Source organism: Shewanella dokdonensis (genome assembly GCF_018394335.1).
GTDB lineage: Bacteria > Pseudomonadota > Gammaproteobacteria > Enterobacterales > Shewanellaceae > Shewanella > Shewanella dokdonensis.
This window is the reverse complement of sequence record NZ_CP074572.1, coordinates 2,483,333-2,504,510: the sequence shown is the minus strand read 5'-3', so window position 1 is coordinate 2,504,510 and position 21,178 is coordinate 2,483,333. Positions and strand designations below refer to the sequence as shown.

The 21,178-nt window shown below is 48.9% G+C and carries 19 protein-coding genes and 4 pseudogenes; 9 read left to right on the top strand and 14 right to left on the bottom strand.

Translation table 11 applies throughout. The features are described from left to right. Window positions 1-33: 33 nt before the first annotated feature. Window positions 34-1,176 (top strand): endonuclease/exonuclease/phosphatase family protein, encoded by a 1,143-nt coding sequence (locus tag KHX94_RS12000; protein WP_244859129.1) that lies wholly within the window; start codon window positions 34-36, stop codon window positions 1,174-1,176. A 107-nt stretch (window positions 1,177-1,283) separates the two neighbouring features. Here KHX94_RS12000 and KHX94_RS11995 read toward each other — a convergent pair whose 3' ends face one another. The 3 genes from KHX94_RS11995 to KHX94_RS11985 all read right to left on the bottom strand — a co-directional run bounded on the left by KHX94_RS11995 (window position 1,284) and on the right by KHX94_RS11985 (window position 3,989). Continuing rightward, a complete protein-coding gene (locus KHX94_RS11995) occupies window positions 1,284-2,084 on the bottom strand; it encodes a 5'-nucleotidase, lipoprotein e(P4) family (protein WP_213680813.1) in 801 nt (266 codons plus the stop codon). A gap of 20 nt (window positions 2,085-2,104) precedes the next feature. Then, window positions 2,105-3,337: an alkaline phosphatase family protein gene (locus tag KHX94_RS11990; protein ID WP_213680812.1), complete on the bottom strand. Its 1,233-nt coding sequence runs from the start codon at window positions 3,335-3,337 to the stop codon at window positions 2,105-2,107. Window positions 3,338-3,827: 490 nt separating this feature from the next. Beyond that, the gene (locus tag KHX94_RS11985) at window positions 3,828-3,989 is read right to left on the bottom strand and encodes a hypothetical protein (protein ID WP_213680811.1); all 162 of its coding nucleotides are present in this window, start codon (window positions 3,987-3,989) and stop codon (window positions 3,828-3,830) included. Between the two features lie 58 nt (window positions 3,990-4,047). On the opposite strand from KHX94_RS11985, the gene KHX94_RS11980 reads away from it, so the two are divergent. From KHX94_RS11980 to KHX94_RS21155, 3 genes are all read left to right on the top strand, one after another. Beyond that, entirely contained in the window at window positions 4,048-4,482 is a 435-nt protein-coding gene (locus KHX94_RS11980; RefSeq protein ID WP_213680810.1) for an HNH endonuclease, read from the top strand. Between the two features lie 257 nt (window positions 4,483-4,739). Beyond that, entirely contained in the window at window positions 4,740-5,858 is a 1,119-nt protein-coding gene (locus tag KHX94_RS21160) for a POT-type proton-dependent oligopeptide transporter (RefSeq protein ID WP_280529567.1), read from the top strand. Continuing rightward, window positions 5,782-6,291: a POT-type proton-dependent oligopeptide transporter gene (locus tag KHX94_RS21155; RefSeq protein WP_280529657.1), complete on the top strand. Its 510-nt coding sequence runs from the start codon at window positions 5,782-5,784 to the stop codon at window positions 6,289-6,291. The genes KHX94_RS21160 and KHX94_RS21155 overlap by 77 nt, the downstream gene beginning before the upstream one ends. Window positions 6,292-6,400: 109 nt before the next feature. Here the strand turns inward: KHX94_RS21155 and KHX94_RS11970 are convergent, their stop codons facing one another. The 4 genes and pseudogenes from KHX94_RS11970 to KHX94_RS11950 form a co-directional block, all read right to left on the bottom strand. Then, the gene (locus KHX94_RS11970) at window positions 6,401-7,102 is read right to left on the bottom strand and encodes an amidotransferase (RefSeq protein WP_213680809.1); all 702 of its coding nucleotides are present in this window, start codon (window positions 7,100-7,102) and stop codon (window positions 6,401-6,403) included. Window positions 7,103-7,183: 81 nt separating this feature from the next. After that, window positions 7,184-7,944: pseudogene (locus KHX94_RS20530) on the bottom strand (SDR family oxidoreductase). Window positions 7,945-8,143: 199 nt separating this feature from the next. Beyond that, window positions 8,144-9,946 carry a sodium-extruding oxaloacetate decarboxylase subunit alpha gene (gene oadA / locus KHX94_RS11955; protein ID WP_213680807.1) on the bottom strand — a complete coding sequence of 601 codons (1,803 nt, stop codon included), beginning with the start codon at window positions 9,944-9,946 and terminating at the stop codon, window positions 8,144-8,146. A gap of 45 nt (window positions 9,947-9,991) precedes the next feature. Next, on the bottom strand, window positions 9,992-11,389 hold the full coding sequence (locus KHX94_RS11950; RefSeq protein ID WP_280529656.1) for an acetyl-CoA carboxylase biotin carboxylase subunit: 1,398 nt from the start codon (window positions 11,387-11,389) through the stop codon (window positions 9,992-9,994). A gap of 147 nt (window positions 11,390-11,536) precedes the next feature. Between KHX94_RS11950 and KHX94_RS21150 the strand changes: the two genes are divergently transcribed. From KHX94_RS21150 to KHX94_RS11930, 5 genes and pseudogenes are all read left to right on the top strand, one after another. After that, on the top strand, window positions 11,537-11,884 hold the full coding sequence (locus tag KHX94_RS21150) for a LysR family transcriptional regulator (protein ID WP_280529566.1): 348 nt from the start codon (window positions 11,537-11,539) through the stop codon (window positions 11,882-11,884). Beyond that, window positions 11,809-12,500 (top strand): annotated as a pseudogene (locus KHX94_RS21810) (LysR substrate-binding domain-containing protein). Before KHX94_RS21150 ends, KHX94_RS21810 begins: the two are co-directional and overlap by 76 nt. 365 nt (window positions 12,501-12,865) lie before the next feature. After that, a pseudogene (locus KHX94_RS11940) lies at window positions 12,866-14,503 on the top strand (TonB-dependent receptor domain-containing protein); the annotation flags it as partial. Window positions 14,504-14,556: 53 nt separating this feature from the next. Further along, window positions 14,557-14,937, top strand: coding sequence for a TonB-dependent receptor (locus KHX94_RS21140; protein ID WP_280529565.1), 381 nt, complete (start codon window positions 14,557-14,559; stop codon window positions 14,935-14,937). Window positions 14,938-15,109: 172 nt separating this feature from the next. Further along, entirely contained in the window at window positions 15,110-15,499 is a 390-nt protein-coding gene (locus tag KHX94_RS11930) for a glutaredoxin family protein (protein ID WP_213680805.1), read from the top strand. Between the two features lie 50 nt (window positions 15,500-15,549). Here KHX94_RS11930 and KHX94_RS11925 read toward each other — a convergent pair whose 3' ends face one another. The 7 genes and pseudogenes from KHX94_RS11925 to KHX94_RS11895 all read right to left on the bottom strand — a co-directional run bounded on the left by KHX94_RS11925 (window position 15,550) and on the right by KHX94_RS11895 (window position 21,157). Then, the gene (locus KHX94_RS11925) at window positions 15,550-16,035 is read right to left on the bottom strand and encodes a GNAT family N-acetyltransferase (RefSeq protein WP_213680804.1); all 486 of its coding nucleotides are present in this window, start codon (window positions 16,033-16,035) and stop codon (window positions 15,550-15,552) included. An 87-nt stretch (window positions 16,036-16,122) separates the two neighbouring features. Beyond that, window positions 16,123-17,028 (bottom strand): hypothetical protein, encoded by a 906-nt coding sequence (locus tag KHX94_RS11920; RefSeq protein WP_213680803.1) that lies wholly within the window; start codon window positions 17,026-17,028, stop codon window positions 16,123-16,125. A 393-nt stretch (window positions 17,029-17,421) separates the two neighbouring features. Further along, the gene (locus tag KHX94_RS11915) at window positions 17,422-17,643 is read right to left on the bottom strand and encodes a hypothetical protein (protein ID WP_213680802.1); all 222 of its coding nucleotides are present in this window, start codon (window positions 17,641-17,643) and stop codon (window positions 17,422-17,424) included. Between the two features lie 197 nt (window positions 17,644-17,840). Then, window positions 17,841-18,321 (bottom strand): annotated as a pseudogene (locus tag KHX94_RS11910) (GNAT family N-acetyltransferase). 114 nt (window positions 18,322-18,435) lie between these two features. Further along, entirely contained in the window at window positions 18,436-18,900 is a 465-nt protein-coding gene (locus KHX94_RS11905; protein WP_213680801.1) for an ASCH domain-containing protein, read from the bottom strand. Window positions 18,901-19,173: 273 nt separating this feature from the next. Beyond that, entirely contained in the window at window positions 19,174-20,811 is a 1,638-nt protein-coding gene (gene groL / locus KHX94_RS11900; protein WP_213680800.1) for a chaperonin GroEL, read from the bottom strand. A 55-nt stretch (window positions 20,812-20,866) separates the two neighbouring features. Then, window positions 20,867-21,157, bottom strand: a complete 291-nt coding sequence (locus tag KHX94_RS11895; RefSeq protein WP_213680799.1) for a co-chaperone GroES — start codon at window positions 21,155-21,157, stop codon at window positions 20,867-20,869. Between the last annotated feature and the right edge of the window lie 21 nt (window positions 21,158-21,178).

Genomic DNA, 21,178 nt, shown 5'->3' with positions numbered 1-21,178 from the left:
CTGTTTTGCATGATGTTTACAACAGGAACTGCGATGGCTGCTGAGTTAGACACTTTGAGAGTTGCAACGTTTAACGTCAGTATGGAAGGCGGAAACTATCTAACAGACGCCCAGAAAATCCCACAGCCAAATACCTTGTATAATTTGTTACAAAATAATGACAACCCACAGATCCGTAATATTGCAGAGATCCTGCAACGGGTACGGCCAGACATAGTATTACTCAATGAGTTTGACTATATCGCCGAGCCAAAACAAGGGGTTGAAGCTTTCACTAGACATTACTTAAACCAGTCACAACATGGTGCTGCGCCTATCGATTACCCCTATTACTATGTCGCGCCGGTAAATACTGGGGAGCCATCACCTTATGACTTGGATCATGATGGAGTGGCGTCAGGCAAAGGGGCTGATGCCTGGGGATTTGGCTGGTATCCCGGCCAGTATGGCATGGTATTACTCTCTCGTTTTCCGATAGACACCGCCAATGTCAGAACTTTTCAATTGCTAAAGTGGTCAGCAATGCCTGGTGCTCGCAGGCCAATAGACCCAACCACAGGCAAAAGCTGGTATAGCAATGAACAGTGGCTGGCGTTACGTTTATCTTCCAAATCCCACTGGGACATTCCCGTTAAGGTCAATGAACAGTGGCTGCACATACTGGCGTCACATCCAACGCCACCGGTATTTGATGGCCCCGAAAACCGCAATGGACTGCGCAACCACGATGAGATCCGCTTATGGGCTGACTATCTGAGTGCTGGTAATAACGCCGCGTATATTGTTGACGATGCAGGGCACCAAGGTGGACTAGCACCCAATGTGCGATTTGTGCTGCTGGGCGATATGAATTCCGGCCCACAAAAAACGGCCGAGCAAAGTGGCGCGGTACGCCAGTTGCTGGATCATCCCCGCGTTAACAGTCAATATGAACCCGTCAGTCTAGGCGGCGCAGAACACGCGCCCAATATTGCGGCAGCCAAAGCCTTTACTGCCTCTTGGAAGGAACGGGCCGATTACGTGCTCCCGTCAAAGCTAGGATTCACTATCAAAAGTGGCGGCGTATTCTGGCCAGCGAAACATCAACCGCTATATCGGCTGGTCGCAAGCCGTAGCGCATCATCTGACCACCGTTTAGTATGGCTGGATCTGCAATTACAACCGTTAAAGCAGTAGCTGTAGCCCACTCTCATTGCCGTCGATGAAAACCAAAAGAACCCCGAGTATCGACTACTGCGGGGTTCGGTTCACTGGTTTTTTCTAGCTCAAGCCGAGGTAAAAACTTACTGGCCGTTCCATGGTTTTAAGCTGTCGTTACGCAGCTGCGCTTTTTGTTCTTCGCTCAACTGGTAATAACCTTTTCCCAGTCCTGGTTCCCAATCACCATAGGAGGGATTGGGTAACAGAATGAAACGGCGGCCAAACTCCTGTTGATGCGCATCGGCAATCGCATTACGTTCAGTATTCAGCTGATGATAAGTTTTCAACTCGGGGAAATCATTCAAGTTATCGCCTAACAACAAGACCACCTTGTAACCATCGGCTTCAATAGCTTGTAACCGTGGCGCTTTGTCTGAAGTCTCTTGCTTAAGTCGCAGAGTTACTTTACTGACATTGGGGAAACCATCCTTGATCAGATTGGCTTTGGTTGCTTCAAAAGTTCGGTCAGAGCGGTTCGATACATAAAACATGGTGCCGCCATGCTCAGTCACATAGTTGGCAAAAGCCACCGCGCCGGGAAGCGCTGGAGTTTGCACCGCATTTACCCAGTTATTCCAACTAACGGTTTCATAGGATTTATGTTGCTGGATTTGCCAAGCAGCATAAGGGGAGTTATCCAGCATGGTTTCGTCTAGGTCTACCATCACCGCCAGTTTGCCCTGATGCTTGGCCTTAGCGAGGTCAAAAGCCATCATGGCAGTGTTATAAGCCTGATAACACAAGGCGCGATATTCACCAGCATTTTGCATCCATAAAACAGCCTGGGTATTCTGCACCGCCAGATCTGTCGTTGGTGGTGTGGTCTTCGCGAATGAGGTGGCAGCAACTAATAACAGCGGCAATACGGAGATCAAAGCTTTCATTATTTCCTCAATATAAATAATTAGGGGTTCAATACGGGTAGCAAAGGCGTAATGCTACCATCGATAGGATGAGTGATCGGCAACCTGAGAATATGGGCCACCAACGGATAGATGCTGACGTTATCAAACGGAGGCAACATCAGCCCTTGTTTGAATGCTGGGCCTTCCGCGACAAATAGCGCCCCCATATCTTTGATATAGCTGTAACCATGGTTGCCACCGCCATGACGTTCCGCCAGTGGTTTTTCGGTAAAATAACTCGGAGCATCGACTTCCAGAATAATATCGGCCACCCGCGGGCTACCAGTATAGTGCCGCGCTTGAAGGTACTCATCGGTCAACACCCGATAATGCCCAGCGGCCACCTTAGATAACTGTTGTCTTAGTGCCGCCACCTGCTGCGCACTGGTTGCTGGTTTGGCATAAATCAACAACCGAGTTGAGGCATTCACCACTTGAAATTGAGTTTCATCAATGGCTAATTCGCGAAAATCAAACGCCTTTTTATCATCAATGGCTGTCATGCCATGATCTGCCAGCACAATAAGATTCACCGGATAATCCAAGGTTTGAATCCCCGCTCGCAGACGGCCAATCATGGCATCGACCTTAGCAACCGCTTGTGCCACTTGCGCTGAATCCGGCCCAAATTCGTGTCCCATGGTATCCACCAACGAAAAATACCCGGCAACAAAGTGTGGTCGCGTGGCGGCAGGCATTTTCAGCCAGTCGATGATCTGGTCAATCCGTGCCTCGTAATTTGCCGGTTTTGAATAGTGGTAATAGTAGGATGGCGTCATGCCGTTGATCCGGGCATCTGATTCCGGCCAGAAATAAGTAGCGGCTTTTACGCCATTGATTTCAGCCAGATTCCATAACGGGATCCCCGATATCCAAGTGGAATCATCTTTGCCCATGCCCATCTTGTAGCATTGCTGACGTTCTTTATCACAAAAACGATTATCCACAATGCCATGATGTACCGGGTATAGACCGGTAATTAACGTCAAGTGATTGGGAAATGTCTTAGTGGGATACGCCGGACGCATCTGCTCAGCGCGCACGCCGTTGGCAGCAATGGCTTGCAAATGTGTGGCATGGTATTTCTCGATATAGTCCCAACGAAAACCATCTAGGGACATCATCACCACTGTTGGTTGTGGCGAGCGCGGAGCCGCGGCAGTCACAGGCAAAGTGAATGACAGCAACACCACAGACAATAAGCCCCATAAGGACAAACGGCATTTATTCATATTGATTAACTTATTATCAGAACAATAGGTCAACTTGGGCGAACAGTATAACCGCAAATCATGACAGAAATGAGCCCCTTATTTGTCAAAAAACATGTCTACGTCAGCAAGCTAGGCAAACTCGCCCTAAGGTGAGAACTGAGCTTGTCACCCCTAGGTCAAAATGAGAAGGCTAGATTGAGATGATTTTTGACACAAAAAAACCGGTGATCGACGAGGATGACCACCGGTTATATCACCAATAAAAGCTTAGAAGCGGTAATTAAAACTCAGGGTAAAACGGCTGTTATGTTAGTGACTGACTACGATGTTTCCCACGGTGACAAAGGCAAGTGTTTATATACCACGGTATTTCAACCTCGCAATTAACATTAAAACAAATTGGTAATAATTCTTATTTATATTCACATGTAAACAATGTTGATTGCGAATGAAAGTTGCTATTTTCTAGCCGAGATCAAATTTGTCGGTTTAATTGCCCATTAATTAATCAATATTGGTCGTCTGAGGTAGGAAACATGTTAGGTGCCAGCGCCAGAGTCGAAGCAAGTGCGGCACCCGATATCGCTTCACCTAGCAAACGATGTCGCATCATCCCCATTTGACATGGTGGTTGACTCAATGCCTGTGGTGTCACTCCCCAGCTTTTCATGGTAGGTTGCACTATCAATGCGCGATTGTAATAAGCGATTGGCTGAAAAGGATATTCAATGCAGTTTACCGTACACGTTACTTTTCGTATCGGCAGTCGTTGCCGTAGCCGCCATTACCAGACCGAGATAAGTGCTAAACGCGGTATCTATAAGTGGCTAGAGAAAAACCAGCATCAGCCGGATATCAGCGCCAGTTATTTTTCGCCAGAATCTGGGCATCAGTCATTTCAGCAGCTTGAACAACTCAGTGAATTTGCGCCCAAGCCAGTAGACAATTTCTATTTGTCTCGCGCCTGGTTGGATCTGCGTCATGAAGTGCTTAGCAGCCGTGAGCACCGCTGTAATCTGTGCCACCGCAGCGTTGCCGAACACGCGATTGCGCTGGAGGTAGATCATATTCTGCCGCGTTCTCGATATCCTGAATTAGCATTAGATATCAATAATCTGCAAATCCTCTGTTATGAATGCAATCGCGGTAAACGGGATAAGTAATCTGCGGCGGTAACACAGTTCGCCATCACCTCATTTTCAGTTAAATTTCAGAAACACTGGTTATAAAGGCCGCTTGCCTTGACGCCACCGCCGGCTAACTATTGCGTTTTGTACCCTTTGCGGGTTGTTACAAAAAGGTTGCTGCAAAGCTCAGCACTTTTCCTTAGCATGAGCCTCTGACATGCGGTGAATCGCTGATAGAGGTTCTCCGCGATGGCGTCATCCAATACTCAGTAACTATAACGACAAGGATATTCATGGCATCGACCTCCACCGGAAGCTGGCCGCGCCAGATCCCCTTTATCATTGCCAGCGAAGCCTGTGAACGCTTCAGTTTCTATGGCATGCGCAACATTCTGACCCCGTTTTTAATGACCGCGCTGTTGCTGTCAGTGCCGGAGGAACTGCGGCAAGGGCAAGCTAAAGACGTATTTCACTCATTTGTGATTGGGGTGTATTTCTTTCCCTTGCTGGGCGGCTGGATCGCTGACCGCTTTTTTGGCAAATATCATACAATCTTATGGCTCAGCATCGTTTATGTAATTGGTCATGCGTTTCTGGCGATTTTTGAAACCAGCAAAACCGGCTTTTATTCCGGGCTGTTTTTAATAGCCCTTGGCTCTGGTGGCATCAAACCTCTGGTGTCGTCATTCATGGGCGACCAGTTTGATCAAAGCAATAAGTCATTGGCGCAAAAAGCCTTCGACATGTTTTATTTCACTATCAACTTCGGTTCCTTTTTCGCCTCATTATCAATGCCGCTTATCCTCAAATTCTTTGGGCCAGCGGTGGCATTTGGTATCCCCGGCGTGCTGATGTTTATCGCAACGGTGTTTTTCTGGTATGGCCGTAACCGCTACGTGCATATTGAACCCAATGCCCACGACCCACACGGCTTTTTACCTGTGGTCAAAAGCGCAATTTTAACGCCGGTGCAGGGACAAGCGAATAAGGGCTTATGGCTTAGCATCACGGGCATCTTGCTGGCGCTGGTTGCGCTCAGCCAAGTTCCACTGCTAGGGCTGGTGACCAGTTTGTGCTTGGCCTTAGTGTTAGTGATGGGCTTTGTTGGGGTCGGCGCCTCAATGCAGTTACAACGCGCCTTAAGCCAACATCCCAGTGAAGCAGTTGAAGGGGTTAAATCGGTGTTTCGTATCTTGATCCTGTTCGCACTGGTCACACCGTTTTGGTCGCTGTTTGATCAGAAAGCCTCCACCTGGATCCTGCAAGCCAATCATATGGCAAAGCCGGAGTGGTTTGAGCCAGCCATGATGGCAGGCACTGAACCCATTGCTGGTAATGTTACTGATCCCCTTCAACAATTTTGTGTTGTATCCGGCATTGCAACGCGCTGGCGTAACACTGACAGCCCTTAGAAAAATGGGCGCCGGGATTGCCTTCTCTGGCCTGTCGTGGATTGTCATCGGCAGCCTCCAGTTAATCATGGATGGCGGCAGTGTCATCGCCATCACTTGGCAAGTATTGCCCTATGCGTTATTGACCTTTGGCGAAGTGCTGGTATCGGCAACCGGATTAGAATTTGCCTACAGCCAGGCGCCGAAATCTATGAAGGGTAGCATCATGAGTTTCTGGACGCTGTCAGTCACCGTTGGCAACTTGTGGGTACTGCTGGCCAATGCCAGTGTGAAAAGCGAGTCAGTCACCAATAAGATTGCCGAAACAGGCATCAGTGTTACCGCTTTCCAGATGTTCTTCTTTGCCGGATTTGCCCTGCTGGCAGCATTGGTTTTTGCTTTGTATGCCCGCTCTTACACTATGCAAGATCACTACCGTAGTACCACGCCATAGCGATGTTCAAGGCAGTTATCACATATTTGATAACTGCCTAATAAAAAACATGTTTTACTTAAACGGATCTAAGGGCAGCAATCTTGCCCCTTAAGTCGATAGCGGATGTTTACGCCCGCATAAAATCGACCATCACGGTCGCAATTGTCAGCCCATCATGGGGCTGCTGATAGCTGGCAAGCGCTTGCTGCGCCCGCAGCTCGCCAATATCCCCGCGGCGTTTCAGCAATAGGGCCTTACCATATTCGGGTGAAAACTCTGGATGCCCCTGAAACGCCAATACCAATTCGCCAATATTGAATGCCGCGATTGGGCAAAAGTCGTTACTCGCTAACAGTGTGGCACCTTCTGGTAGTTGTGTGACCTGATCGCGATGGCTACAGATCAGTCGGAAATCGGCATTGGCGGTACGCAACCACTGCGGTTGACTGCGCCACTGGTAATCCATCACACCGACACCCCAGCCATTTTCAGCCCGCTGCGCCCTACCGCCGAGCGCATGTGCCAACAACTGATGTCCAAAGCAGATCCCCAGCAACTTTTGCCCGGCGCTATAACGTTGCCGCAGATATTCTGACAAGGTATTAATCCATGGCAAGTCACTGAAAGCATCGGCTTTAGAGCCTGTCACCAGCATGGCATCGAACGCGTCGGTTTGAGCGGGATAGACACCCTCAACCACATTGAAAATTTCACTTTCCAACGCCATGCCAGCATTGGCAAACATCTGTTGAAACATGCAGCCATAACCCTGATATTGCGCTAAAAATTCAGGATGTAACACATCTGTTTGCAGTATTGCGAGTTTCACTTTTTACCCCTTAACTGAGCACCACTCATGATTCCGCTCATCGCTTGTCTTATTGTTTACATCGCATGGAGGCAGACCGGACTACCACACGGTTTTCATCTTGCCACCATCAATGGCTAACGTCACGCCAGTGATATAACTGGCCGCAGGCGACAACAAAAATGCGGCGGCATTGGCAAACTCCTTTGGTTCACCATAACGACGCATTGGCAGTTCCGCCTCCTGTTGTTGTTTCACGGCATCTGCAGTGATATTCAACACTTGTGCCCGTTTTAGATTCAACCCCTTAAGGCGATCGGTATTGATAAGACCCGGCATCAGGTTATTGAAACGGATGTTGTCCGCCGCATATTGCTGTGACAGGCTTTTCAACAGAGAAGTCACACCAGAGCGCATCACATTGGATAACAACAGAATATCTATCGGTTCTTTTACCGAGGAAGAGGTGACCGCAACCACGGAGCCGCTGCCCAAGGCTTGCATTGACGGCAACACGCCACGGATCAAGCGCACGGCACTCATCAGCGTTAATTCAAAAGCGGCCTGCCAGTCGGCATCACTGAACTGTTGAAACTGCCCAGGGGTGGTCCACCAGCATTGACCACTAGCCCGGAAACCGGGCCGAAATCCGTCAGGGTGGCTTGCACCCAGGCATCGATACTGTCCGCGGATTTGGCATCAAAACAATAGCCCTGTACCCGCGCGCCGGTCTGCTCGGCAATCTGCTTTGCCGCGGTGCTAATGGCATCTGGATCGCGGCTGGCCATCGACACGTTGGCGCCTTCGCGGGCGCATTGCAACGCAATCGCATAACCTATGCCCTTGCTGGCGGCCGCCACCATGACGGTTTTCCCCTGCAGCTGTAAATCCATAATCAGCATCTCCTGTTATTGGTTTTCAAAAACAGTAACACCTGTAACGTTGTGAGTCATGTCGCTTGCTGATGAAAATCATTAAACCAATAGCTCAGTGGTGTGATCGCTATCCAGCAAAAAGCCGGGGCTATTGGCTCCCGGCTGTTTTCTAGTGCTAAGCTCGCGCTCAGACAATCTCGACCAATACTTCGCCAGGGTTGATGCGGTCGCCCTTTTTCACATGGACAGCCGCCACTTCACCGGCAATTGGCGCGGTAACTTCGGACTCCATCTTCATCGCTTCGGTAACCAGCAACGCCTGACCAGCCGTCACTTTATCCCCGACTTTCACCAGAACATCCACAATATTGCCTGGCATAGAGGTGGTAACATCCCCCGGGGCACTGGCCTGCTTCCGCTTGCTATTATCGGCCACCAATTCGTTCAGCGGTTCAAACACCACTTCTTCGGGGAAACCATCAATAGACATGTAGAAATGCCGCTTGTTCGCACTCTTGATACCAACACCTGTGATATCGATGTGATAGGTTTCACCATGCACATCAATAACAAACTCGGTGGGAACCCCTTCTTTCTGTGGCATAGCGGCAGAAGCGGCACTGGCAATCGGCAGTAGCGGTTCCGGCTCCAGCGTACCTTCGGCGCGTTCACTGAGGAACTTACGGCCAATTTCGGGGAACATGGCAAACGTCAGCACATCTTCTTCCGATGTTGCCAAGGCTCCAATATCGGCGCGCAGTGCCTGCAATTCAGGTTTCAACAGATCGGCGGGGCGCACATCAATGATCTCTTCCTTGCCAATCGCCCGCTGTTGTAGCTCGCGGTTGATCTGACTTGGGGCTTTACCGTAACGACCTTGCAGGTACAGTTTGACTTCATTGGTGATGGTCTTGTAACGCTCGCCAGCCAACACGTTAAACACCGCCTGGGTGCCAACAATCTGCGAGGTTGGCGTTACCAGCGGCGGGAAACCTAAGTCCTCGCGCACTTTGGGGATCTCGGCAAACACTTCGTTGATGCGATCCAGCGCGCCTTGTTCTTTCAGTTGGTTTGCCAGGTTAGACATCATACCGCCCGGCACCTGATTCACTTGTACCCGTGTGTCTACACCGGTGTAAGCACTCTCAAACTGGTGGTATTTCTTACGTACTTCGTAGAAATAGCTGCTGATCTCTTGCAACTGCACCAAGTCCAAACCCGTGTCATATTCAGTGCCTCGCAAGGCCGCCACCATAGATTCAGTGCCCGGATGACTGGTGCCCCACGCCATGCTGCCGATAGCGGTATCAATGTTATCGGCGCCGTTCTCAATGGCTTTCAACTGACACATAGTCGCCACACCCGCGGTATCATGGGCGTGCACAAAGACTGGCAAATCAAAATTGTCTTTTAAGGCTTTGACTAATTCACCGGTGGCATAGGGAGTCAACAGACCCGCCATATCCTTCACCGCGATAGAATCAATGCCCAACGCCACCATCTCCCGCGCCTGTTGTACAAACTTCTCAGTGGTGTGTACCGGACTGGTGGTGTAACAGATAGTCCCCTGTGCATGTTTGCCAGAGAGTTTTACGGCTTCAATCGCGGTTTTCAGGTTCCGCACATCATTCATGGCGTCAAACACCCGGAAAACATCAATGCCGTTCTCCGCGGAGTGCTTAACAAAAGCCGCTACAACATCGTCACTGTAATGACGATAGCCCAGCAGGTTCTGCCCCCGCAGCAGCATCTGTAACCGGGTATTAGGCAAGGCTTTACGCAACTGCCGCAAACGTTCCCAAGGATCTTCTTTCAGAAAGCGCAGACAGGCGTCAAAGGTGGCGCCGCCCCACACTTCCAGCGACCAAAAGCCCACCTTATCTAGTTTGGGGCAGATAGGCAGCATATCTTCAGTTCGCATTCTGGTCGCCAGTAAAGACTGGTGGGCATCGCGCAATGCAGTTTCGGTAACAGTGATTCTCTTGCTCATGTGTTGTTCTTCCTGAGCTGGTTTCAAGTGACCAGCAATCATCAGTTATAACCCGGCGTTCGCCGCAATGGCGGCGGCAATGGCTAGCGCCAGTTGTTCTGGACGACGTTTTTCTGAGTAATCCAGCAGTTCCGGATGTGTCTCAACAAAACTGGTGTTGAACTGACCGGTACGAAATTCTGGATTACGTAAAATCTGCTGATAATAGGGCGCCGTGGTTTTCACCCCTTGCACTCGCATGTCATCCAACGCTCGCAGGCTGCGATCTAGCGCGTCTTCCCAGTTCAGAGCCCATACCACCAGTTTCAGGCACATGGAGTCGTAATAAGGCGGAATGACATAGCCGGTATAGATTGCCGTGTCGGTGCGCACACCTGGGCCACCTGGCGCGTAGTAACGAGTGATGCGGCCAAACGATGGGAAAAAATTGTTCTTGGGATCTTCAGCATTGATACGAAATTGCAGCGCAAAACCCCGGTGGCGGATATCTTCCTGTTTCACCGACAGCGCTTGACCGGAGGCGATGCGGATCTGCTCCCGCACAATATCAATCCCAGTGATCTGCTCGGTAATGGTGTGCTCCACCTGCACCCGGGTATTCATCTCCATGAAATAGATTTCATCGCCGGACAGCAGAAACTCCACCGTACCAGCGTTTTCATAGTTCACCGCTTGCGCGGCCCGCACTGCCATTTTGCCGATATAAGCCCGCTGTTCCGGTGTCAATTGGGTGCTGGGGGCAATCTCAATCAGTTTCTGATTACGCCGCTGGATAGAGCAATCACGCTCAAACAGATGCACTGTGTTACCAAAACTGTCAGCAAGGATCTGCGCTTCAATGTGTTTGGGATTGATAATGCACTTTTCCAGGAACACTTCCGCAGAGCCAAAAGCTTTGGTGGCTTCGGAGATAACCCGCGGAAACTGCTGTGTGAGTTCTTCCGGATTATTACAACGACGAATACCACGGCCACCGCCACCTGATGTGGCTTTCAGCATTACCGGATACCCAATCCGCGCGGCTTCACGCAGGGCTTCTGCCAGATTTTCCAGATTGCCTTCGGTGCCGGGCGTACAAGGCACACCCGCGGCCATCATGGTACGGCGCGCCTCGGTTTTATCACCCATACGGCGGATAATCTCAGCATTAGGGCCGACAAACTTCACACCACGCTCGGCACACAGCTCCGCCAGTTCTGGGTTTTCTGACAAAAAACCATAACCGGGATGCAATGCATCGCAACCGGTTTCAACCGCTAAGCTCACCAAACGTTGCGGGCTTAGATACCCCGCCAAAGGATCGTCCCCGAGGCTATAGGCCTCATCAGCACGTTTTACGTGCAGCGCATGGCGATCGGCATCTGAATACACCGCCACCGAACGAATACCCATTTCGGCACAGGCACGAATAATGCGCACCGCAATTTCACCGCGATTGGCGATGAGAATTTTTTGATCACAGAAAGTAACCTCTTTGTTACTAAATTGGATGATCCTTAGAAGAAGTAAGCTACTTCGATTTTAAAAATAATTAAAATTAATATTTATTTTGTCTATCATAAGGAATTATTTATACATGTGGAGATACTTGTGCAAAATTCCTACATGCGCATTACCCTGCGGCAATTACTGGTATTTCGTACCGTATGCGAACAACTCTCTTATAGCCGCGCCGCCGAACTGCTGGCCCTGACACAACCGGCCGTCAGCCTGCAAATCCGGCAACTGGAAGAATTACTGGAAGAACCTTTGTTTGATTATGTCGGCAAAAAGCTCTATCTCACTGAAGCAGCTGAATATTTACGGACAACGGCTAACGATGTTTTCCAACGTCTGGACGTGCTGGATATGCAGTTGTCCGAATTACGCGGCACCTTAAAGGGGAGTTACGCATTGCCGCAGAATCCAGCGCTAAGTATCTGCTACCGCATCTGTTAGCCGCATTTCAACAACGCCACCCCGACATTCATCCCATTCTTAACGTGTTTAATCGGTCACAACTGATCCGCCGTCTCAACGAAAATCGCGATGACTTAGTGATAATGACAGAAGTTCCCGATGAAATGGCGCTGGAATTTATGCCATTTCTTAATAATCCGATTGTAGCGGTCGTCCCCGCCGGACACCCTCTCGCCACAAGCCCGGCACCAGTACCGCTAAAATCGTTGCAGCAATACACGCTAGTCCGCCGCGAAAACGGCTCCGGCACCCGGCGGCCTGCGAGGCCTTTTTTGCCCAGAAACATATCCATTTTAACAATGTCGTAGAGTTCAATTCTCATGAGGCGCAGCGCGAAGGCGTTAGCGCTGGATTGGGACTGGCCTTTTTGCCGCGCTACTGTGTTTACCGTGAGTTACGGGATGGTTCCCTGCTGGAATTACCGATTAAAGAACTGCCAATTGTGCGGAGCTGGTGTTTGGTGCATCCCCGTAGCCGCCAGTTGTCCCCCGTAGCACAGGCGTTTGAAAATTTTATTCTGCAAGAGCGGCAGTTGATCAGTACCATTGCCGCCAAATTTGAAAGCACACCAACCGCAGTCACGACCCTTAGCTGATAACGGCTTGAGGCCAAAACTATTCGGCTGTTTAAAACAGCCTTGGCAGATAACGGCGGCATTAAACACAACTCACCCAGGCCAAGTATGGCTTGGGTTTCAAACCAAACATCAACAACGATGAAGCCAGTAATTTCCCTTATTCACTCAACCACCAACAAATAACATCCCAATAAAACACAAATTTTTGAGCTACATCACCTCTTTCCAAAATATGTGTCATGAACCTTACTTATCGTTTGAAATATTATTGATAGTGGTTATCATTTGCGTTCAATTTCTAACGCCTCTTGCAAATTCATACGTGGTATCGAGAGTGATGAAAAAATTTACTTATTCCCCATTAACACTAGCACTGATGACTAGTGTATTTTCGGCCCCTTTATGCTGCCCAACCGACCAATAAAGTAGATGAGGTTATCGTAGTCACCGCCAGTGGTATCGAGCAAAAAATAGTTGATACACCCGCATCCGTTTCAGTTATCAGCAATGAAGAGTTAGCGCAAAAAAATTATCATGATCTTGCCGAAGCCTTGAGCGGCGTAGAAGGCGTGGATATTCGTGGCGCTACCGGTAAAACCGGTGGATTGGATATCAGTATTCGCGGCATGCCCAGCAATTACACCTTGGTGCTCGTAGATGGCGTACGGCAATCAGCCAGTTCTGACACCACACCGAATGGATTTGGCAGCATGAACACTGGCTTTATGCCGCCGCTTAACGCTATCGATCACATTGAAGTGATACGCGGGCCGATGTCCACACTTTATGGTTCAGATGCCATTGGTGGCGTGGTCAACATCATCACTAAAAAATATGCGGATAAGTGGGCAGGAACGCTCAACCTTGGTCATGCCGTACAGGAAGACGATAAATGGGGCGACAGCTCATCCGTGGGATTTTATACCTCAGGGCCGCTGGTCGCGGATACGCTGAGCATGACTCTGCGCGGCAATCTTAAACATCGCCAAGGCACCAGTATGGAATCGCTGAGTGAAACCAGCGCAACCCGTACCCCGTTTCCAACCGAAACTGACAGTTATACCGTGGGCACCCGGGTAAACTATAAAGCCAGCGAGCAGCACCATTTTTGGCTCGACACTGAAGTGGCACAGCAGAAATTTGCTAACGACAATAGTCAGTTAGGCCCAGTCGGCACTTCTGGCGGTGGCTATAAGGACACGCTCTACTACCAACAACAAAAGTTTGTTTTGGGATATGACGCCGACTTAAGCTTTGCCAGTTGGAAATCAAACTTGCTGTACAGCACTACTGAAAATAAGGGTCGTTTACTCACAGGTTCCAGTCTACCGGCCGAGTTATCATCCCTCATCGGCGAAGACCGTGAACTTAAAAACCGCAATATCATCCTTAACAGCAAACTTATCGCACCATTAGGCGACACGCACCTGCTCACCACTGGGGTTGAATATTGGAACGCGCAGATGAAAGACGGCATTGTGCTGGCAAACAATGGCGGTAAGTTTAAGCAGGACAATTACTCACTCTATGCCGAAGATCAATGGCAACTGTGGCAGCCACTCACAGTTACTGTGGGTGCCCGCTATGAAAAACATGACGACTTTAGTGGCCATATCAGCCCTCGGATCTACGCGGTCTACGATTTGGCCGATAATTGGACGCTTAAAGGTGGCCTCAGTACGGGTTATAACACGCCGTCATTGAGCCAGTTACACAAAGGGATTAGCGGGATTACCGGTAACGGTACCATCAACACCGTGGGTAATCCGGATCTGGAACCTGAAACCTCGACCAACTATGAAGCCGGGCTATATTACGATAACAGCATGGATTTTCAGGCTAATATCACGGTGTTTTACAACAAGTTCAAAGACGCCATCGAATCATACACCATTAATAGTGATACCAATTCATACCGAAATGTTGGCCGGGCCCGTGTTGATGGGATTGAGTTTGCCACATCGTTTCCAGTCATTATTGATGATTTGAAATTTATGCTGAACTACACCTATAACAACAGTGAGCAACAAGGGGTGAAAACGATGGTGCGCCCTTCAATGCCACCGCCAAACACATGGCCAACGCTCGCTTACAATGGCAGATTAACGATGATTTTAGCGCCCGGATTTCTGCCGAATATCATGGCAAGATCCCCCGTTATACCAGTATCTACGATAACCTCACCGCAGTTCAGCAAGAGGTCTATGATGCACTAGGCAGCGAAATGAAGGCCTGGACGGTGGTAGATCTTGGAGCATCTTACAAGATGACTGACACTATCACGCTCAATGCCAGCATTAACAATCTGCTAGATAAGGACTTTTCTGAAGTACAGCTTTATGGCTCTGGTAGAAATACCGAATATGCCGGCGACTACTTTAGCACCTCCCGCTCAACCACCGGCTATGTCAACCCTGGCCGCAATTATTGGCTCTCAGTGACGCTCAGCTTCTAACGAAAGCACCCTAATCCAAAGGCGGGAAAATTCCCGCCTTTTTGCTAACACCCACCTATTCATGACCGTTTTATCTTCTACCATTTCTGGCTCTCGCCTGATAAAACCTTGCCTGTTACACTATTACTTTCATATTCACTAATACAGTTCATCATTGCTTATTGGAGCCCCCATGCGCCCACTTATCCGCTTATTTTTCTTTGTGTTACGCCGCCTGCTTATGCCCTTTATGTTGCTGTATGCCGCGCTCTCAAAACCCAAACCAGTTAACCGTGATGCCGCCGCGCAGGCACAGATTGACGCCGATTGCCAAGGGCTGACACTGTACCAGTTCAATACCTGTCCGTTTTGTATCAAGGTGAAAAAAGAGGTGCATCGGTTAGCGTTGCCAATCACCATGGCGAATATTCAGAAAGACAGCAACGCTAAGCAAAAATTGCAACAGGAAGGTGGTAAGTCACAAGTGCCCTGCCTGCATATCGTAGACAATAATGGCAATGAACAATGGCTGTATGAATCGGCCGAAATCAATCGCTATCTGCAACAGCGGTTTGCGGCTTAATCTAAGGGATTAACATTCAGGAACTAGCGGTGACGACCCCCGCGTAACCGCTAGCAAGTCTTCTGGAACGCTAACCTGGGTGAACCATCGCGGACGTAAATAACACCGCAGTAGCGATAGCCGTTTTTCTCCAGCACTCGCCGCATTGGCAGGTTGTTTTCGTGAGTATCAATGCGCATATTGCCCGTCTGGGCAAAACACCATTGTAGACAGAATGAAGCAACACCTTTTTTGCTGCTACGCACCGCAATGCGGTGTAATACGCCGTAAGGCAACTCATTGAGCCACTGGCCACCGTCAATGCGTTGATAGGTCGGCTCAGATTCCACCGCAAAATAGAAGGCTGCCACCACCTCCCCCGCATCCACGCCCAAGTAATAGTGGCGCTGTTCAATACCGCTAGCAATCAACTGAGGTTGCGGGTAACCATCCGCCCACTGCCCTGCATTGCCATTAGCGACCATAAACGCCTTGGCATGTTCATAGATTGACAAAATCACAGGTAAATCAGTTAACTGGGCAGACACTATTTGCACGGGTTGTTCCTATTTGGCCGCTAGCACTGCACGAGCGTAACTGGGTCAGCCACATAAGTCTAGGTTGCAGCAAAGTGTGGATACAGACTAATGGGCATAACGTTGTAACCACTGTGTTATCTGCTGCTGGCTACGGCCACCAAGGATTTTGGCGCGCCGTTGTAGCTCCTGCTGCCATGTGGCGTCGCTGACAGCTGCGGCGCTTGGAGGCGCGTCTCGACTGACATCCGCCAGATACAGATAGGCATCAGCAATAGCCGCCATAGCCGTGTCATCCTGTGCGGCAACGCGGCCAGTTAGCTGACGCAAGGGGATTTGTCCCAATGAGGAGCCCGCTAATGGCAATAAATAAGGGGCAGCATCCGCTATGGCAACTACCTGGTCGCCAGCCATGCGCGGCCAAATCACATAGATAAGATCTGGATAACTGCGGCACAAGCTAGCCACTAACGATGTAAACTTGTCGGCACTGCGACCACTGAGTTGCACTGGCTGTTTCATCAAATGAAAAGTGCCAAACAGCAAAATAGCACGATGTTTTTTGGCAATAACCTGCTGTTCAATCAGCCGTTGATAACCCGCTTCTCGTTCCGCCACATGTTGTTGCCATGCGGCAAGATCCAATGTCTGCCAGTCAAGCTCCGGTTCTGTCAGCACTAAGCGCACTTTATGTGAACGCTGCAAATTCCACTCATGCAACTGCACGACTAGCTGCTCATATACAGCATACTGCCAAGCCATAAAATACAAAGTATTACGCCAGATAGCGCGCACATCAGTCAGTGGTAACGCCTCGCCCTGCAAGATATAACGGTCAGCCAAAGCCTGATAACGCTGATTACCAAACTCTACCGCAATATCATCCACTTGCTGCCAGTTTACCTCATCCGCAAGAAAGTCCAGCAGTTGCTGCACCACGAAGGGGGAACCATGCACATCGCCAAGCGCCACCAGTCGACCTTGAGACAACTGCTGATGCATAGTGCGGTTCACTGATGTGACACCACTGACTGGGAAATAGTTTGCGCCAAAGCGCCTTGGGCACATAGCGCCAACAGTAGTGCAAGAGATTTAGCAAAGGCAGACAAGGGAATTTCCTACCGCTATCAACAACTGCCGCTCACCTTAACCCGTTTCTACAAGAGACTCAATGCGAATAAATCTTATTTACAATAAAATACCGCATAAAGTGCCCAGATCCTAAACAGGCTCGCATATTCTCAGAAACACCTTGGAACCAACGCGCACAGAAGACGGTTCAATACTGCGGATGAATATGCTGATGGCTAACGTCGACCAGCAACAACAAACAATTAGCCAGTTCCTGCTAAAAATAAAGCCGGACCACCACGATGAGAAAATCGCTGATTAGCGCCAGTTAATTATTTAATCTTTTTTATCACTACGCGTGTTTTTGCTGGGTAATTTGAGATCAACTTTATCATCGTCACCAATAGTGGTTTTCGCACCAATAGCAATATAGCCATTAGGGGTCTCTTGCCCAGTATGAGGATCAATTTTGGTTTCAGTACCGGATTCATGGTATGGCGTCCAATTGCTACATGCTGGAAGTAACGCCAGTAATAACAGCGGCAAAATTATTTTCATACAATAGCACCCTTGGTTAATTACGTTACGATGAACCAGTGTTAATGTATCCTAAACATCACGGCTTTGATATGACTTAACATTTACAATAAGAAACAGAGTGTTACGAAATATGATGGGATCTTCCAAAAATCACATCAATGGAAACCCACTTTAAAACTTGCTGATACAGCATTCAGGACGCCCTCGTTACGCAATTATGCCTGTGCAAAGGCCTCAAGTGCTTCCCCCGCTAAACGATAAATAACCCATTCGTCCTGGGCTTTGGCGCCGATGGACTCATAGAATGCAATCGCCGATTGATTCCAGTTCAACACGCACCATTCAAAACGCCCGCATCCGCGTGCAACCGCCAACTTCGCTAGATATTTTAGAATTGCTTTTCCTGCGCCAATGTTGCGATATTCCGGTGATACATATAAATCTTCAAGATAAAGACCTTGCTTACCTAACCATGTCGAATAATTGTAAAAATACACCGCAAAACCGATTGCTTCATTATTAATCGAGCAGATGATTGAGTGAGCGGTTGATTCGGTAGAAAAAGACTTTTTCTATATCTTCAATGGTTGCTTTTACTGCGTGTTCTGCCCTTTCATAACTCGCTAGTTCAGTGATAAATCTCAATATAGTAGAAGCATCATTTATCGTTGCTTCTCTGATCTCAACTGCCGCCATTGATTCTCCGTTTAATACATACGCACGTCAGTGAATAACGCTACACAAAAGTGCGAAACAACACCATAGATTGAATTGCATAGCCAATATAAGTACATGCTCGCTTTACATATTTTATTGATAGACAACCTGAAAATGCTCTAAAACCAACAGCATATCTTCATGAGGAATAATGCCTAATGCGGCGCATTCTTTTGAGAAAAACGCCCAGTGGCTTTCACGCCACCACGTTAACGTTCTATCCCCCTCGCCTTCCGCCGCCGCAAATTCTGCGGTTACGTCTTTGTATTTACACTCAGATACCGATGTGATTTCAACAATACAAACAGGTTCTCCGCTCCAATTGGTAACCACGAGGAGATGCCCCACTTTAGGCCGTTCTTCACCTTCATGGCTATACCAATATTCCATGCTGCATGACGCTTGTTTCTCTCCACGTAAAATTAAATCAGCGCATAAATTGGCATTGTATTCGTCGGCACAAAAATAGTCAGAGCTGAAAGAGGTGTACTTTTCAGCAACTTGAGATGGAATGGAACTCAAATACCTATTCAAATACGCTTTACTTCTTTCGTCCATCTAATCCTCGATTTTGCTTGAGACCTAATTCAGGGTTACATCTACACCGCACAGAAGTTTTAGGCTGTAGATGAGCGACGACAATTACTTCCCTCAAGAATTCATTCAATTACAGATAACAACGCTTCCCTTATAGATCCCATAAAATAGTGGACTTGTATAAAAACAAAGCCCCCGAACTTGCATTCGGGGGCTTCGTCAACGCTTTTGAGTGAGAACCAAAGCAAGCAATGCCTCAGTTCATCACAGGTGGGTGATGTAAATTAAATTACATCATCCCCCCATGCCACCCATACCGCCCATGCCACCCATATCAGGAGCAGCAGCTTCATCTTTTGGCAGTTCAGCCACCATAGCTTCAGTGGTGATCATCAGACCAGCGACAGACGCGGCAAATTGCAGTGCAGAACGGGTTACTTTGGTTGGATCCAGAATACCCATTTCCAGCATGTCGCCATAGGTGTCGTTACCAGCGTTGTAACCAAAGTTACCGCTACCATCTTTCACCTTGTTAGCCACAACAGAAGGTTCTTCACCCGCATTGGCTGCGATCTGGCGCAATGGCGCTTCCATAGCGCGCAGTGCGATAACCACACCGTGTTTCTGATCTTCGTTAAGTACTTCAACGTTGTGGATTTTAGAAGCTGCGCGAACCAGGGCGACACCACCACCGGCAACCACGCCTTCTTCAACCGCGGCGCGAGTAGCATGCAGCGCGTCTTCCACACGTGCTTTCTTCTCTTTCATTTCCACTTCGGTAGCGGCACCGACTTTGATCACTGCCACACCGCCGGCCAGTTTAGCCATACGTTCTTGCAGTTTTTCTTTGTCGTAATCAGAAGTAGATTCTTCGATTTGCTGCTTGATCTGTACCACACGAGCTTTAATCTGCTCTTCAGCACCGTTACCATCGATGATGGTGGTGTTGTCTTTGGTCAGCACCACGCGTTTAGCGGTACCCAGATCTTCCAGAGTGGCTTTTTCCAGTTCCAGACCGATTTCTTCAGCGATAACAGTACCGCCAGTCAGGATAGCAATATCCTGCAACATGGCTTTACGACGGTCGCCGAAACCTGGAGCCTTAACAGCAGCCACTTTCACGATACCGCGCATGTTGTTCACAACCAAAGTTGCCAGCGCTTCGCCTTCAACATCTTCGGCCACAATCAACAGTGGTTTTCCTGACTTAGCCAAGCCTTCCAGCACTGGCAGCAGTTCGCGGATGTTAGAGATTTTCTTGTCAACCAGCAGGATGTATGGGCTATCCAGTTCTACGCTGCCAGTTTCTGGTTTGTTGATGAAGTAAGGAGACAGGTAACCACGGTCGAACTGCATACCTTCTACAACATCCAGTTCGTTTTCCAGTGCCTGACCTTCTTCAACGGTGATAACACCTTCTTTGCCAACTTTTTCCATCGCTGTGGCGATGATCTGGCCGATAGATTCGTCAGAGTTAGCGGAGATGGTACCTACCTGAGCGATAGATTTGGCATCTGAACATGCCTGAGACAGGGATTTCAGTTCTTCAACAGCGGCCACGACTGCTTTGTCGATACCACGTTTCAGATCCATTGGGTTCATACCCGCAGCAACTGCTTTCAGACCTTCGTTAACAATGGCTTGAGCCAATACGGTAGCGGTAGTGGTACCGTCACCGGCGGCATCGTTGGCTTTGGAAGCAACTTCCTTCACCATCTGAGCGCCCATGTTTTCGAACTTGTCTTCCAGTTCAATCTCTTTGGCTACGGATACACCGTCTTTGGTGATCAGCGGAGCGCCGAAGCTCTTGTCCAGCACCACGTTACGACCTTTAGGGCCCAGAGTAACTTTTACTGCGTTAGCCAGAACGTTTACACCCGCCAGCATTTTTACGCGGGCATCATTGCCAAATTTTACTTCTTTAGCTGCCATGTTGATTATCCTTCGATTCTTTGTTGAGTTGGAATGTCGTAATGGGAAGCGTGGTTTATTCCATAATGGCCATCAGATCAGATTCAGACAAGATCAAGACTTCTTCGCCGTCGATCTTTTCTTTCTTGACGCCGTAGCCCTCATTGAAGATCACGACATCACCAACTTTCACATCCAGTGGCCGCACTTCGCCATTTTCCAGGATCCGGCCATTGCCTACTGCTAGCACTTCGCCGCGGGTAGACTTTTCGGCCGCGCTGCCGGTCAGTACGATGCCACCAGCTGAAGTGGATTCCACTTCCAGACGTTTGACGATCACGCGGTCATGTAATGGACGAATATTCATTTATGGATTCTCCTAATGACG